14 protein-coding genes and 2 tRNA genes are annotated in these 12,773 nt (G+C 64.9%); 7 read left to right on the top strand and 9 right to left on the bottom strand.

Going from position 1 to position 12,773, the window contains the following annotated elements; all coding sequences use genetic code 11:
- Window positions 1-17: 17 nt before the first annotated feature.
- Window positions 18-2,114 carry a DEAD/DEAH box helicase gene (locus tag P0204_RS10045; RefSeq protein ID WP_276178766.1) on the bottom strand — a complete coding sequence of 699 codons (2,097 nt, stop codon included), beginning with the start codon at window positions 2,112-2,114 and terminating at the stop codon, window positions 18-20.
- A gap of 86 nt (window positions 2,115-2,200) precedes the next feature.
- Between P0204_RS10045 and P0204_RS10040 the strand changes: the two genes are divergently transcribed.
- Window positions 2,201-3,391, top strand: a complete 1,191-nt coding sequence (locus tag P0204_RS10040; RefSeq protein WP_276178764.1) for a CBS domain-containing protein — start codon at window positions 2,201-2,203, stop codon at window positions 3,389-3,391.
- Here P0204_RS10040 and P0204_RS20980 read toward each other — a convergent pair.
- Both P0204_RS20980 and P0204_RS10030 read right to left on the bottom strand, forming a co-directional pair.
- The gene (locus P0204_RS20980) at window positions 3,343-3,840 is read right to left on the bottom strand and encodes an HNH endonuclease (RefSeq protein ID WP_336406448.1); all 498 of its coding nucleotides are present in this window, start codon (window positions 3,838-3,840) and stop codon (window positions 3,343-3,345) included. The genes P0204_RS10040 and P0204_RS20980 overlap by 49 nt on opposite strands.
- A 506-nt stretch (window positions 3,841-4,346) precedes the next feature.
- Window positions 4,347-4,417, bottom strand: a tRNA-His gene (locus P0204_RS10030).
- 108 nt (window positions 4,418-4,525) lie between these two features.
- Here P0204_RS10030 and P0204_RS10025 point away from each other — a divergent pair.
- Window positions 4,526-4,978 carry a DUF5814 domain-containing protein gene (locus tag P0204_RS10025; RefSeq protein WP_276178760.1) on the top strand — a complete coding sequence of 151 codons (453 nt, stop codon included), beginning with the start codon at window positions 4,526-4,528 and terminating at the stop codon, window positions 4,976-4,978.
- Here P0204_RS10025 and P0204_RS10020 read toward each other — a convergent pair.
- A complete protein-coding gene (locus P0204_RS10020) occupies window positions 4,973-5,404 on the bottom strand; it encodes a DUF8146 domain-containing protein (RefSeq protein WP_276178758.1) in 432 nt (143 codons plus the stop codon). The two genes, P0204_RS10025 and P0204_RS10020, sit on opposite strands and share 6 nt — an antisense overlap.
- A gap of 120 nt (window positions 5,405-5,524) precedes the next feature.
- Here P0204_RS10020 and P0204_RS10015 point away from each other — a divergent pair, with 120 nt between their 5' ends.
- Window positions 5,525-5,941, top strand: a complete 417-nt coding sequence (locus tag P0204_RS10015) for a VOC family protein (protein WP_276178756.1) — start codon at window positions 5,525-5,527, stop codon at window positions 5,939-5,941.
- Here P0204_RS10015 and P0204_RS10010 read toward each other — a convergent pair whose 3' ends face one another.
- Together P0204_RS10010 and P0204_RS10005 are read right to left on the bottom strand one after the other, a co-directional pair.
- Entirely contained in the window at window positions 5,942-6,553 is a 612-nt protein-coding gene (locus P0204_RS10010; protein WP_276178754.1) for an RPA family protein, read from the bottom strand.
- Window positions 6,554-7,492, bottom strand: coding sequence for a replication factor A (locus P0204_RS10005; RefSeq protein ID WP_276178752.1), 939 nt, complete (start codon window positions 7,490-7,492; stop codon window positions 6,554-6,556). It abuts the gene before it with no gap.
- A 163-nt stretch (window positions 7,493-7,655) separates the two neighbouring features.
- On the opposite strand from P0204_RS10005, the gene P0204_RS10000 reads away from it, so the two are divergent.
- Genes P0204_RS10000 through P0204_RS09990 form a run of 3 tightly spaced genes read left to right on the top strand, consistent with a single transcriptional unit; the run spans window position 7,656 to window position 9,246 of the window.
- Window positions 7,656-7,946, top strand: coding sequence for a DUF7091 family protein (locus tag P0204_RS10000; protein ID WP_276178750.1), 291 nt, complete (start codon window positions 7,656-7,658; stop codon window positions 7,944-7,946).
- 38 nt (window positions 7,947-7,984) lie between these two features.
- Window positions 7,985-8,977 (top strand): mannose-1-phosphate guanylyltransferase, encoded by a 993-nt coding sequence (locus tag P0204_RS09995; RefSeq protein ID WP_276178748.1) that lies wholly within the window; start codon window positions 7,985-7,987, stop codon window positions 8,975-8,977.
- 41 nt (window positions 8,978-9,018) lie between these two features.
- On the top strand, window positions 9,019-9,246 hold the full coding sequence (locus P0204_RS09990; RefSeq protein ID WP_276178746.1) for a hypothetical protein: 228 nt from the start codon (window positions 9,019-9,021) through the stop codon (window positions 9,244-9,246).
- On the opposite strand, the gene P0204_RS09985 is transcribed toward P0204_RS09990, so the two are convergent.
- Window positions 9,243-10,025: an SDR family oxidoreductase gene (locus P0204_RS09985; RefSeq protein ID WP_276178744.1), complete on the bottom strand. Its 783-nt coding sequence runs from the start codon at window positions 10,023-10,025 to the stop codon at window positions 9,243-9,245. The two genes, P0204_RS09990 and P0204_RS09985, sit on opposite strands and share 4 nt — an antisense overlap.
- Window positions 10,026-10,072: 47 nt before the next feature.
- Entirely contained in the window at window positions 10,073-10,525 is a 453-nt protein-coding gene (locus P0204_RS09980) for a TRAM domain-containing protein (RefSeq protein ID WP_276178742.1), read from the bottom strand.
- Between the two features lie 166 nt (window positions 10,526-10,691).
- On the opposite strand from P0204_RS09980, the gene P0204_RS09975 reads away from it, so the two are divergent.
- Window positions 10,692-12,071 (top strand): ABC transporter substrate-binding protein, encoded by a 1,380-nt coding sequence (locus tag P0204_RS09975; protein WP_276178740.1) that lies wholly within the window; start codon window positions 10,692-10,694, stop codon window positions 12,069-12,071.
- A 593-nt stretch (window positions 12,072-12,664) separates the two neighbouring features.
- Here the strand turns inward: P0204_RS09975 and P0204_RS09970 are convergent.
- A tRNA-Arg gene (locus tag P0204_RS09970) sits at window positions 12,665-12,768 on the bottom strand.
- Window positions 12,769-12,773: the final 5 nt, after the last annotated feature.

Raw genomic sequence — 12,773 nt, 5'->3', positions numbered from 1 at the left:
CGACGCCGCGTCGCCGACTAGTGCTCGTCGCGCAGTTCCATGCCCGCGACGATCTCGTAGGGGTCCTCGCCCTTCCGGATACCGTCGAGCAACTGGAACGACTCGTCGGGGGCCAGGAAGTGCCGGGTGACCGCCCGGCCCAGCGGCGTCGGCGAGAGCCCGTCGATGAACTCGTACTCCAGGAGCTTCCCCAGGGCGTGTTTGGTCGGGACCTCGCCGATCATCCGGTCGTTGAGCGCCTTCGCCCGCTTGCCCGCGACCGTGACGTTCGCCAGCGTCTCCTCGACGGCCGCGCTCTCGTCGTAGCGGGTGATGACCGGCTCCATCTCGCCTTTGAGGAGCTTGAACGCCACCTCGTCCTCGGTCATCTCCATACTGTTGTGGTACGTGCAGTCCGGTTCGACGAGCAGGTAGACGGTCCCCTTGTCGTGGTAATCGGGCCGCCCCGCGCGCCCGAGCATCTGGCTGAACTCCTGGACGGTGAGCCACTCGATACCCATCGCCAGCGAGTCGAAGATGACCTGTGAGGCCGGGAAATCGACCCCGGCGGCGAGTGCAGCGGTCGTGACCACGGCCGCCAGTTCCTGATCGGCGAACTGTTGTTCGACACGATGGCGACGCTTGTTGTCCAGCCCGGCGTGGTAGGGCGCCGAGTCGTAGGTCAGCTTCCGGGAGATCTCGTGACAGCGCCGCCGGGAGTTGGTGAAGACGATCGTCTGTCCCCGGTAGCCCTTGCTCGATTTCGTGTCGAAGGCCCGCTTGACGAGTTTCTTCTCGGTCTCGATCTTCTCCCGGCCGTCGGCGAAGGTGACGTGGCGTTCGATCGGTACCGGTCGCTCCTCGAACTCGATGAGTTGTGCGCGGAGTTTCTCGGCCAGTTGGCCGGGGTTGCCGACCGTCGCCGAGAGGTAGATCCACTGCGTGTCCCCCGACGCCGGCGCACCGCCCTGCTCGCGGGCGTCGCCCGCTCGCCTGTGCCGGGACGCCTCCGTCGTCCCGCGCTCGCAGTAGTGTTTCAGCCGCGAGATCAACCCGTCGAGCCGGTGGCCCCGCTCGTCTTCCCCGAGCGTGTGGACCTCGTCGATGACGACCGTCCCGATCGTCCCCAGGTCCTTTCCGGTCCGCAGGGCGTGGTCGATCCCCTCGTAGGTGCCGACGATGACATCGGCACCGGGGTCGAAGCGGCCCCCCTCGTCCGCGATCCGGCTGGCTCCGACCCGGAGCGAGACGTCGACCATGTCACCGTAGCGGTCCCGGAACGACTCGTATTTCTGGTTCGCCAACGCGACCAGTGGGACCAGAAACAACATCTTCCCCTTGTTGTTGAGGACGCGATCGAGGCCGGCCATCTCGCCGACCAGCGTCTTCCCGGTCGCCGTCGCCGAGACGATGAGCTGGTCCCGTCCGTCGGTCGCCCCGTGTTCGACGGCGAGGCTCTGGACCGGCAACAGCGTGTCGAACCGCGATTCGATGTGGTCCTGAATACCGGGGTGTAGCGACAGCGAGTCCGTCGGGACCAACTCGACGTCGTCGACGGTCGCGGAGATCTCGTCGAACTTCGTGAGGTCCGGGTCGAGGTTCCCCGACAGCAGGTTCGAGATTCGATCCAAGTCCTGGACCTCGAGCATGAGTTCTTCGAGGCGTTCGCGTGCCTCGCCGGTTATAGTACCCTCGAAGGCGAGTTCCCTGTCCAGCTCCTCGCGGGCGCAGTCCGGACAGATACTCTCCCCGTCGGTGTGGATCTCCGTCTCGCTCGTAATCGGGGAATAGCGGCCGGCGTTGGCACAGTACCGACACGTCCGGACGACTTTCGCCTCCAGTTGGTAGGCACCGAACATCCGACGGGCCTGCTCGCGCGCTCGTCTCGACGTCTGCTCGGAGATACGCAGTCGCGCCGCCCGACGGGCGAGTTCGACGAACTGATCGGGCGAGCGCAGGTCCTCGTCGGTGCCGTCCTTGATCCGGAGTCGGCGGGGACGAGGCCCCGCATCGGTCTCCTTGATTTCGAGGACACCGTGGAACAGCCGCTCCCCGTCACGTTGGGCGACGACAGTGTACTCTTCGCCGCGCTCGTGGAGGAACAGCGTATCGACCTGTGCAGCCTGCTGTGACACGGACGTGTGTACGACGCGGGACCTACTTCAGTCACTCGGGACGCCGCCACGGGGGGCTTAAGTCGGTCCCCCGACAAGACGACCGCATGCGCCGGTTCCGTATCGGCAGCGCGTTCGGTATCCCGATCCAGCTCGATCTGACCTTCCTGTTGGTCCTGCCGCTGTTCGCCTGGATCATCGGGACACAGATCGGCGAGACTACCGAGCTACTGAACGACGTGCTCGGTGCCGGACTGGAGCCGTCGGTGCTCACCGTCGGTTCGCTGGTCTGGGTGCTGGGCGTCGCTGCCGCCGTCGGACTGTTCACGGGTGTCGTGTTACACGAACTGGGTCACTCGCTGGTCGCGATGCGGTACGGTTTTCCGATCGACTCGATCACCCTCTGGCTCTTCGGCGGGATCGCACAGCTCACCGAGATGCCCGACGACTGGAAACAGGAACTGGCTATCGCCGTCGCCGGCCCGGTCGTCAGTGTCCTCCTCGGTGTCCTCTCGTACGCCGCGTTCGCAGTCCTGCCGGCGACCGAGTTGACGCTGCTGCAGTCGGCCAGGTTCGTGCTGGCGTATCTCGCGGTGATGAACCTCGCGCTGGCCGCGTTCAACATGCTCCCGGGGTTCCCGATGGACGGCGGCCGCGTCCTCCGGGCGCTGCTCGCACGGAACCGGAGCTACGCCCGGGCGACCGAGATCGCCGCCGAGGTGGGGAAGGTCTTCGCGATCTTCCTGGGGCTGTTCGGGCTGTTCGTCCTCGGGAACATCTTCCTGGCCGGTCTGGCCTTCTTCATCTACATCGGCGCGGCCGGCGAAGCCCGGCAGACCGCCATGGCGGCCGCCTTCGAAGGCGTCACCGTCGGCGACGTGATGACGCCCGCCGACCGCGTGACGACGGTCGGTCCGGACCAGTCTGTCCGGGAACTCATCCAGACGATGTTCGCCGAGCGCCACACCGGCTACCCGGTCGAACGCGACGGCGAGGTCGTCGGCCTGGTCGCACTGGAGGACGCCCGCGCCGTCCGGGAGGTCGAACGCGACGCCTACACCGTCGGCGACGTGATGACGACCGATCTCGTGACTGTCACGCCCGAGACCGACGTGATGGACGCGCTAACCCACCTCCAGGACAACTCTGTCGGTCGCCTCCTGGTCATCGACGAGGACGGCGGGTTCGAGGGACTGCTCACCCGTTCGGACATCATGACCGCGCTCTCGATCATCAAATCCAGCGGCGACTACGCGCCAGGCGCGGGCGACCGTGGAACGGCACGGCTTGAACCCTGACCGTCGAAGTCGGCAGGCCCGCAGGCGCTGGCCGCTCTCGGCTGCCGGAAAGCGATACCAGCCCGCCAGCGCAACTCCGCTCGCGAGAACTGTCCGAACTCCGCTCGCCGGTGGCAGGCCGGACACAGCGAGACCACGTTGTCGAGCGTGTGCGCGTCCCGAACCGCCAGCACCGGCGACGCGGCGAACAACCGGACCGGGACGACGTGGTGGACGTCGGGGTTCCGACCGATGTCGTCCGCGTCGTCACCACAGACGACACAGGCGTTCCCGTCCCGGTCGAGCGCCCGCTCACGGACAGCGTTCCAGCCCGGCCCGTAGTCGTCGATGCCACCGCCCCGCCAGTTCGGGTGTCCATCGCCGGTGAACCCGTCCGAGAGCCACTCGCTGTGGCAGTCACGGCTACAGAGGGTGACTTCGCCTTGAACCTGGCTTGGGTAGCGTTCCACGGGACTACGACAGACGTCACACGGCAGTGTCAGGGTACCACCCGTCCAAGAATGGTGGTCCGCTCCTGACTGCGATGGAGGGTCTCTCCACGCTGCGGTCTGGACACAGTCGGTACAGTAGAGTCCTTCCTTGGTAGATGGATAGTACTCGAAGGTCTGGTCACAGAGCTGGCATGTCGTCTGTGTTTTGCCGCCACTGTAGTTCGGGTTGTCTGCCCCCTCGTACGATACGGCCTCGTCCCGACAGTTCCCCGAACAGTATTGTTTCTCGGACTCACAGTAGAACTGCTCATCGCAGTGATCACACTCCCGATTCGGCAGCCGTTCGTCGTGTGATCGGCTATGGTGGACACCGAGACCCCGCTGGCTGTCGAACTCCTGTCCACACGTAGGGCACGTATGCGGCATACCCTCAGTTGATTCCGTGCCAGAATAAATGCAATCAAAACGAGGTGAAAGCGGAGCTACCCCTGATTAGTGCAATAGTTGTTAAGTATATGAAATGAGTCCGGGTGCGGGAATTGAACCCACGTCTCAGCCACCACAAGGCTGAAGGATACCACTACCCCAACCCGGACACGCGTGCTGAAGCAGTCGTAGTTATTCCGCTGTCACAGAAATACGTTACGACTCTGTGGCCGCTTCGAGACGCTTTTACACGGTCGCCCGCTACGGTTTCGTACGCGTGGCTATCACCGATAAGATCTACGTCAAGAACCACCAGCAGCTCGCCTCCCAACTGGAGACGAGCTTCCCGAAAGGGGCGTTCAGCGGTGCAACGCTGGACATCCTCTTCCAGGGGGAGGGGCTGGCCAAACTCGACGACGCCACCCGTGATCGGGTGCTGGAGTTCGCCGAGGACTTCATGGACTGTGAGTGCCAGGCTGCACCCCACTGTGGTTGCCCGGAGCGGAAGTTCGTCGCGTACCTACTGGAGTTGCGTGAACAGGGGATGGGTCCCGACGCCATCGTCGACGTGATGACAGACGACTACATGCTGTATGCCTATCCCGGCGACGTGCTCTCGTTTCTGGACGACTCGGTCAGGACCTTAGAGGCAGTCGAGACGCTGGCCGACGTCGACGGCGAAGAAGAGGTCGCAGCAGAGACGCGCAAGCGGCGCCAGCGGCTGTTATAGGTCCTCGAAGCTTCCGATCCGGTAGGACGCGTCGTCCTCTTCGTCTTCGTCGAGGTCTTCGAGGTGGATGACCTCGTCCTGGTCCATCTGGTCGAGTTGCTGGCGGAGCTTCGTGACGTAGCGTTTGTGCTCTTCCAGTTGCTCGCGGAGGTGTTCGGCTTCGAGTTCGAGTCGTTCGTGTTCCCGGACGAAGCTCTTCGGAACCTCGACTTTCGGCGGGAAGCTCTCCGTACTGGACTCCTCGGCGGCCTCTTCGAGTTCGTGCTCGGGGGCGACTTTCACCTGGCCGTCGTGGGCGACCAGCGTGTCGACGTAGTCCCGGAACACCGCGGAAAGCGAGATATCGCGCTCCTCGGCGATCTCGCGGAGCGTCTCGAACTTGTCCTCGCTCACGCGGAAGGAGATCGTCTTGTTTTTGTTGCCCATCGTTGTGTCCTATTCGTCCGTCCTCGTATTTAATCGTTTGTCAGACGCTCGCACGTCACCGGCTCGGCTGAAAGAAACGCGACCACAGCGGTTTAGCTGCCCCGCGGTCTTGCAGTCGGTATGGACGCGACAGCACACCACTACGCCGTCACCGTCGCCGATCTCGAAGGAGCCGTGGAGTTCTACCGGGACGTACTTGAACTGGATGTCGTCTCCCGGTTCTCCGTGAGCGGCGACGCCTTCGCGACCGGCGTGGGCGTCGACGGTGCCAGCGCCGAGTTCGTCCATCTGGACGCCGGGAGCACACGGGTGGAACTGGTCAGCTACGATCCCGAGGGCGACGAACGCCCCGAGCCACAGCTCAACGAGCCGGGCGCGACACACCTCGGACTGGAAGTCGACGATCTCGCTTCAGTCTACGAGGGGCTACCCGACGGTGTGGAGACGCTGAGCGAGCCACAGACGACCGAAAGCGGGACGACGATCCTCTTCGTCGTCGATCCCGACGGGAACCTCGTGGAGCTACTGGAACCCTGATCAGTCGGCGCTGGCCTCGGCCTGCTCGTCCTGCATGCTCTCTAGGGCACCGACGACGGACTGGCGGTACGGCTCGACGTCGTCGCCGTACTCCTCGTGGGCCATCGCGACGTACTCGTCGGTCCCTGGGTCGTCGGGGTCGGCTTCGGTGAACCGCTGGATGCGGTCGATCGTCCGCTGGGCGGTCTCAGCGACCCAGCGGTCCCGCGTGGCCTCGTCGACCTCGGAGATCGATTCGGGGCGAACGGAGACGTTTACGTCGCCCTCGTCGGTCTCGTAGGTCCGTGGCTTACCGACGACGGCGACGTAGGCAGGCGGTTCGAGTTCCCGGAGCATCGACGCGGCGTCGGGCTGGTACTGGCCGGCGTACATGAAGAACGTGTCGCCGTTGGGGTCGACGACCCGACCCTGCCAGTACTCGCTGTCCTCACCGACGTCCTCGGTCTCGGTCAGCGTCCCGACCAGGAACACGCGGTTGGCGCGCTGGCCGGTCGGCAAGAGGACGTACACCGGGGCACGGTCGTCGTCGGACTCCTTGAACGTGTAGCTCGCATCGTTGAACTCGCGGGCGAAGACGCGGCGGGCGACTTCGCGGGTGGGTGTACTCGCCATCTAGATCGACCTCGCTTTGATGAGGACTTCGTCCGCATCCACTGAGCCGGTGAGCCGTTCGTGGTCGTCGGCCAGGACGTAGCGGCCGAACGTCGGCCCGGTCACCCGGTAGTAGCGTCCGAGGATGCCCTCGCGCATCTCGTCGGCCACGACGGTGGTATCGAGCGCGTCCATGGCCATCTCCTTGGCTTCTTCGAGGGTGATGCCGGTGAGTTTCTCCGTGGCGTCCTCGTCGAAGATGACCTCGGTGACCTCCTCGCCGTCGTCTAAGACGCCCTTGATGCGGAGATCGAACTCGCCTTCGACTTCGCCGTGTTCGCTACAGCGGCCGTTCTGGAGGACGCGGGTACAGTCGTCCTCGGGGCAGCGTTTGATCAGCCCGGAGCCCGACTGGATGTCGACCAGCGCGCCCTCGACCTCGACACTGTCGTCGCCGACCTCGATCTCCTCGTCGAGTTCCTCGATCGTGGTCGTGCGGTTGAGCTTCACCGAGAACCGGCCCTGGTATTCGTCGGTGACGACGTTCCGCAGGGCGTAGGAGGTCCCTTCGGAGAGTTCGGGGAGGTCGGATTTCGACCACTTCGTGAACTTGATCGTGCCCGTCTCGTCGCCGAGCAACCCGACCTGGGCGACGGCGTCGGCACGGGGTTCCCACAGTTCGACGAGGGTGACACGCATGTCGACCCACTCCTCGGGGGCGTCGACGTCGGCCACCTGAACCTGTTCGTTGCCGCCGCCGCTGGCGAGTTGGTCCCGGTCCATGCCGGCCTCGTCCAAGTACGTGTTGACGACGCTCCGGCGGGCCTCACTGATCGGGACCTGGTAGTCGTTGACGAGCGTGTCGAGTCGCTCGACGATATCCTCGACGTCGAGGTCCAACTGGTCGGAGAACTGCTCGTGTATCTCTTCGGCTTGGGTACGCAAATCTGTTGCAGTCATTGGCGTTCACTGTCTCCGCCTGGTTTTCGATGGGAGACATTCCAGCGTTGGTCGGCTTCGGATATAAACACTCGCCCGGCGGAGTGAAAGTGAAACCGCCAGACCCCATCGTCGAGCGGTGAGCGCGGGAAGATTGATCCGTGCCCGGCCGCAACCGTCGCGTATGGCCGACAGTGACGACGACCGGATCGCGCGCTTTATCAGCAACACGCTCCGGTCGGCCGGCCAACAACTCTCGGAGGCCAAGCGGGCATACAGCGACGGGAAGCGGGCCGCACTGGCCGGGTTGCCCCGCGACGAGGACGGCCGGGCGCGGATCGTCTGTCGACGCCACGCCGACCGGCGGGCCGTCTCGCTGGACCCACAGGCCCGCCCGGACTGTTTCGACGCCGATCACCCCGACTGCCAGGGCTGTGTCGAGGACATCCGTGACGGGGCCGTCGAGACGTGGTGATCCCACAGGTTTGAGACGGCCGGACGCCAACGCCGTGCATGGACAGACCTCTCGTCGCGCTCGTTCTCGCGGGCGGGACCGGTACCAGGCTCTATCCGGCGAGTCGCAGCGACCGGCCCAAACAGTTCCAGTCGTTCGGTCACGAACAGTCTCTGTTGGCCCGAACAGTCGAGCGAGCCGGCTTCGCCGACGAGACCTACGTCCTCACCCGAGAGGACTACGTCGAGGGCGTACGCGAGCGGGCACCTGGGGCGGCCGTACTGACCGAACCCGAGCCGAAAGACACCGGGCCGGCGCTGGCGTACGCCGCCCACCGTATCCGCGAGCAGGTCGGCGACTGCGTGTTGCTCTGTCTGCCCAGCGACCACCACGTCGAGGGAGAGTTCCAGGCTGTCGCGGAGCGAGCGGCACGGACTGCAGCGGAAACAGGGGGGCTCGTGACGGTCGGCATCGAACCCAGCAGGGCCGCGACGGAGTACGGGTATATCAAGCCGGGCGCGTCCGTAGACGGCTACAGCAGCGTCGAGCGGTTCCACGAGAAACCGGACGAATCGACCGCCCGAGCGTACGTCGAGGAGGGGTTCTACTGGAACGCCGGGCTGTTCGCCTGGACACCGACGGCGTTTCTGGCGGCGGCCAGCGAGACACCGCTCGGACCGCTGATCGAACGCCTCGACGACGACCCAGCGGCGGCGTTCGACGCGGTCGAGTCGGTGAGCGTCGACCACGCGGTGCTCGAACGGGCCGAGGACGTCTACGTCGTCCCGGCCGACCTCGCGTGGGACGACCTGGGCTCGTGGGACGCGCTCGAACGGGTCCTCGATGACACCGACGGCAACGCCGTCCTCGGCGACGCGCTGTTGATCGACGCCGACGGCAACGTCGTCGCGACCGACGGCCACGTCAGCGTCGTCGGCGTCTCGGACCTCGTCGTCGCCTCGTTCGGCGACCGGACGCTCGTCGTCCCGAAGGCACAGGCCCAGCGGGTCCGGGAGGTCGTGGCACGACTCCGGGGCGAGGACGCGTTCTAACCGCCGAAACAGTCATTGTCGCGGGCGGTATCCGGCACAGTATGGACAGCGTCGCTCGGCGGTTTTGGCTGCTCGTGATCCCGTTTCTCGTGGGGTTCTCGGCCGTCGGACTACTCGTGATGGGCGCGCTGTTTCCCGATCAACTCTTCGAGGTCGGGAGTACGGGCTATATCGCCACAGCGGCGGTGGCGCTACTTTCGCTCGGGCTACTGGTCTGGCAGCTGGCGACGAGCAACACCGATTCGACCGAGCGGCTGGACCGCCCCTAGCTGCGCATCGCTCCGCCGTCGACCGGGAGGGCAGTCCCGGTAACGTACGAGGAGCGCGCGGAGGAGAGATACGCGACCACGTCGCCCAGTTCCTCCGGCTGGCCGACCCGTCCCAGCGGCGCATCGGACCACTCGGCGATGCCGTCCTCGTAGGAGTCGTACTCGCCGCGTTCGACGGCCGCCTCGACGAGTTCCTCGATACGCGGCGTCTCGTGAGCGCCGGGGAGAACGGCATTGACCCGTATCTCCGGGGCGAACTCGCGTGCCTGGGTCTTCACGAGGCCGATCACCGCCCGCCGGACCGCGTTCGAGAGGACCAGATCGTCGATGACCTCCCGGACCGACCGCGAGGTGATGGCGACGACGGTGCCGGCTGCCGACTCCCGGAGGTACGGAGCCCCGAAGCGGGTCGTCCAGACGTAGCTCATCACGAGCAGGTCGTAGGCGGAGTACCACTGGCGTTCGGTCGTCTCCAGGAACGGGCCGGGTGCGGGTCCGCCGGCACTCGTGACGACGTGGTCGAGCCCGCCCAGTTCGTCGACAGTCTCCTCGACGAACGCCTCGACTTCGGTGCGGTCGGTGATGTCGGCCTGGACTGCCAGGACATCCCCAGATCCGGCGTCCCGAAGCTCCTCGCGCGCCCGGTCGACGTGTTCGGGTGTGGTCCCACAGACGGCTACGTGGGCACCCTCGCTCGCGAGACGGCGGGCGCTTGCGAGGCCGAGGCCACTCGTTGCGGCGGTACAGAGCGCGACGTTGCCCTCCAGTTCAAGGTCCATACTGGAAGGGCGTTCGCGTCGGTAAAAAGAACCCCCGGTCGCGGGAGTTAACTGCCCCAGAAGTTGTCGCGGCTGCCCAGCCGTCGGTCGTCTTCGTCGTCTGCCTCGGTGTCGGCTTGCGTCTCCTCGTCGTCAGCCGGCTCGTCGTCTTCGGTCTCGTCCTCGTCGAGTTCCAGCCGTTCGAGTTCCTCCGCGCGGGCGTGGTTCGACCGGACCTTGGTGACTTTCACCTTCGATTTAGCCGGCGGGAGGACGCCGTCGACCATGATGATGAACCCGTCTTCGGTCCGCCCGACGCCGGCACCGCTCTCGTGGATATCTTCGACGGTCACGACGACTTCCTGTCCCGGCTTCACCGGCTGGCTCTTGAGGTCGGAGATGGGCTGGTTGTAGTGATTACACCACTCGGCGCCACCTCTGTCGCCGTAGTGTGTACACCCCATCCCCTCGATGCGTTCGGTGAAACTGGGGCAATCGTCGGCAAGCGGGCAGTCGGCCATGGACCTGCGTACAGGAGCCGCGGGCAAAACGCTTGCGACCTGTAGGGTAGCGAGCCGGCGGCTCGCGAGCCCTCGTGACGGGAATCGGGACTCCACGATATGTGAAGTCGCCCCTGTTGTCATAGAACGGCTTTTACATGATCAACCGGAAGGTAAGACGATACTGATGTCAGACAACGACTCGGACCGGAACCTATCGAGACGGAACGCGCTGCGAATCGCTGGTGCCGCTGGGGCTGCGTCCCTCGCCGGCTGTGGTGGCGACGGCGGCAGCGGTGACGGCGGCAGCGGTGACGGCGGCAGTGGCAGCGACGGCGGGAGCGGTGACGGCAGCAGTGGCGACGGCAGCGACGGCCAGACCGAGACAAACACCCTCGAAATCGCCCACTGGTGGGGCGAGGGCGACGGCCTGGAGGCGATCCAGTCAGTGATGGACGCCTTCCAGGAGGAGTATCCGTTCGTCGACTTCGACGAGAACCTCATCGCCGGCGGTGCCGGAACGAACCTCCAGTCCAACATCCGGACTCGAATCCAGAACGGCAACCACCCGAGTACCTGGCAGAACTGGCCCGGCAAGGCACTGATCCCATACACGGACGCGAACCTCCTCGAAGACATCGAGGAATCGGTCTGGGACCACAACAACATGAAAGAGGCCTACCTAGAGGGCGTCCGGAACGTCGCCCAGCCGTCGGGCAACTACGTGACGGTGCCGCTGAACATCCACCGACTCAACAATCTCTTCTACAACGTCAGCGTCGTTGAGGACGCCGGCGTGGACCCGTCGGACTTCAACACGCCCTCGGATGTCGTCGACGGGCTCGAAGCTGTCGCCGACGCCGGCTACACGGGGATGGCCCACCAGACCAACGCCCCCTGGTCGACGGTCCAACTGTTCGAGACCGTCTTCCTGGCCCAACAGGACGGCCAGACCTACTCCGAAGTGTTCGAGGACGGCGCCGTCGAGTCCTACCGTGACGAACTCGGGGCCGCACTGGACATCGTCCGGGACTACAGCGAGTTCTACCCAAGCGACGCCGGTTCGATCTCCTGGACGGAGGCCAACTCTCAGGTCATCAACGGCGACGCCGCCTTCATCCACCAGGGCGACTGGGCCGCAAGCACCTACTACGTCAACGACTTCACCTACGGTGAGGGGTGGGACTACGTCCCGTTCCCTGGCAGTGACAGCTACTACTCGCTCGTCATCGACTCGTTCCCGTACCCGATCGACAACCCCTCGCCCGAGGCGACGACGCTGTGGTGTCGCTTCGTCGGAACCACCCAGGCCCAAGAGATCTTCAACCCCGGCAAGGGTGCGATCCCGCCCCGGACCGACGTCTCGACGGACCCGTTCAACGACTTCTCGGCCGACCAGATCAACGACTTCCAGAACAGCAGCGGCCAGCCGGCGTCGGTCGCTCACGGTCTCGCCGCGCCGCCGGAAGCGGCTTCCGGCGTCAATTCCGCGATCTCCTCGTTCATCTCCGGCAACTCCAACGAGGAAGTGATCAACCAACTCGCCAGCGCCTACAGCGGGATGTAGCTCCGCGGCGCGCTCGGCGGCGTTACCACACAGTACGGTCGAGCTTTTTCGGGATCATCGTCCATCGGACGGTATGTTTGCGTGTCTGTCACGCCCTCGTCCAGTTTCCGTGTAGCTCTCGGCGCAGTTGGAACGTTTTGAACGACTGTATCGGCTGGTCTGTGCAGACGCCGCTGTGGTCCAGTTTCTACCGGCAGCGTTGTGTCAGGGGTCTGTTTCATCAGCGGTGTCAGTTACCGTCACCTCGTCGACGACAACACCGTCGGTATCGCGGTTGGCGTCGGCGCAACACCATCGTCGATTCTGTGCCCCTGAAGGGGGTCGCAGAATGACCGTTCGATTCCCAAACGAGATAGCTGTCTCCGCTTGTCACTCCCGGAAGTAAACTCGACACGGGGCTCGAAGATCACGTCGGACACCCCCTACGCCGTCGGGGAACAATGGAAATCGACAGATGGCGTCGGGGGCCGTTCAGGAGATGGACGAACTCCGAAATCTGAGTCTCAGATTTATTCTGAGATGCTGTCAGAGAGTGTCTGTACCCTTTGCTATCGGGGCTTGAGCGGGGAAGTAAGTAACCGACAGTCTCGGGACGGGCACGGTGGGATTCGAACCCACGACCGTCGGATCTCTTCCCCCCTCGCAGTCGCGACGGGGATAGAAGTCCGACGCTCTATCCGGACTGAGCTACGTGCCCTCACT

The sequence above is a fragment of the Haloarcula halophila genome (genome assembly GCF_029278565.1).
GTDB classification, from domain to species: Archaea; Halobacteriota; Halobacteria; order Halobacteriales; family Haloarculaceae; genus Haloarcula; species Haloarcula halophila.
Note: the sequence above shows the minus strand (reverse complement) of the source record. Positions and strands in the feature narration are given on the sequence as shown.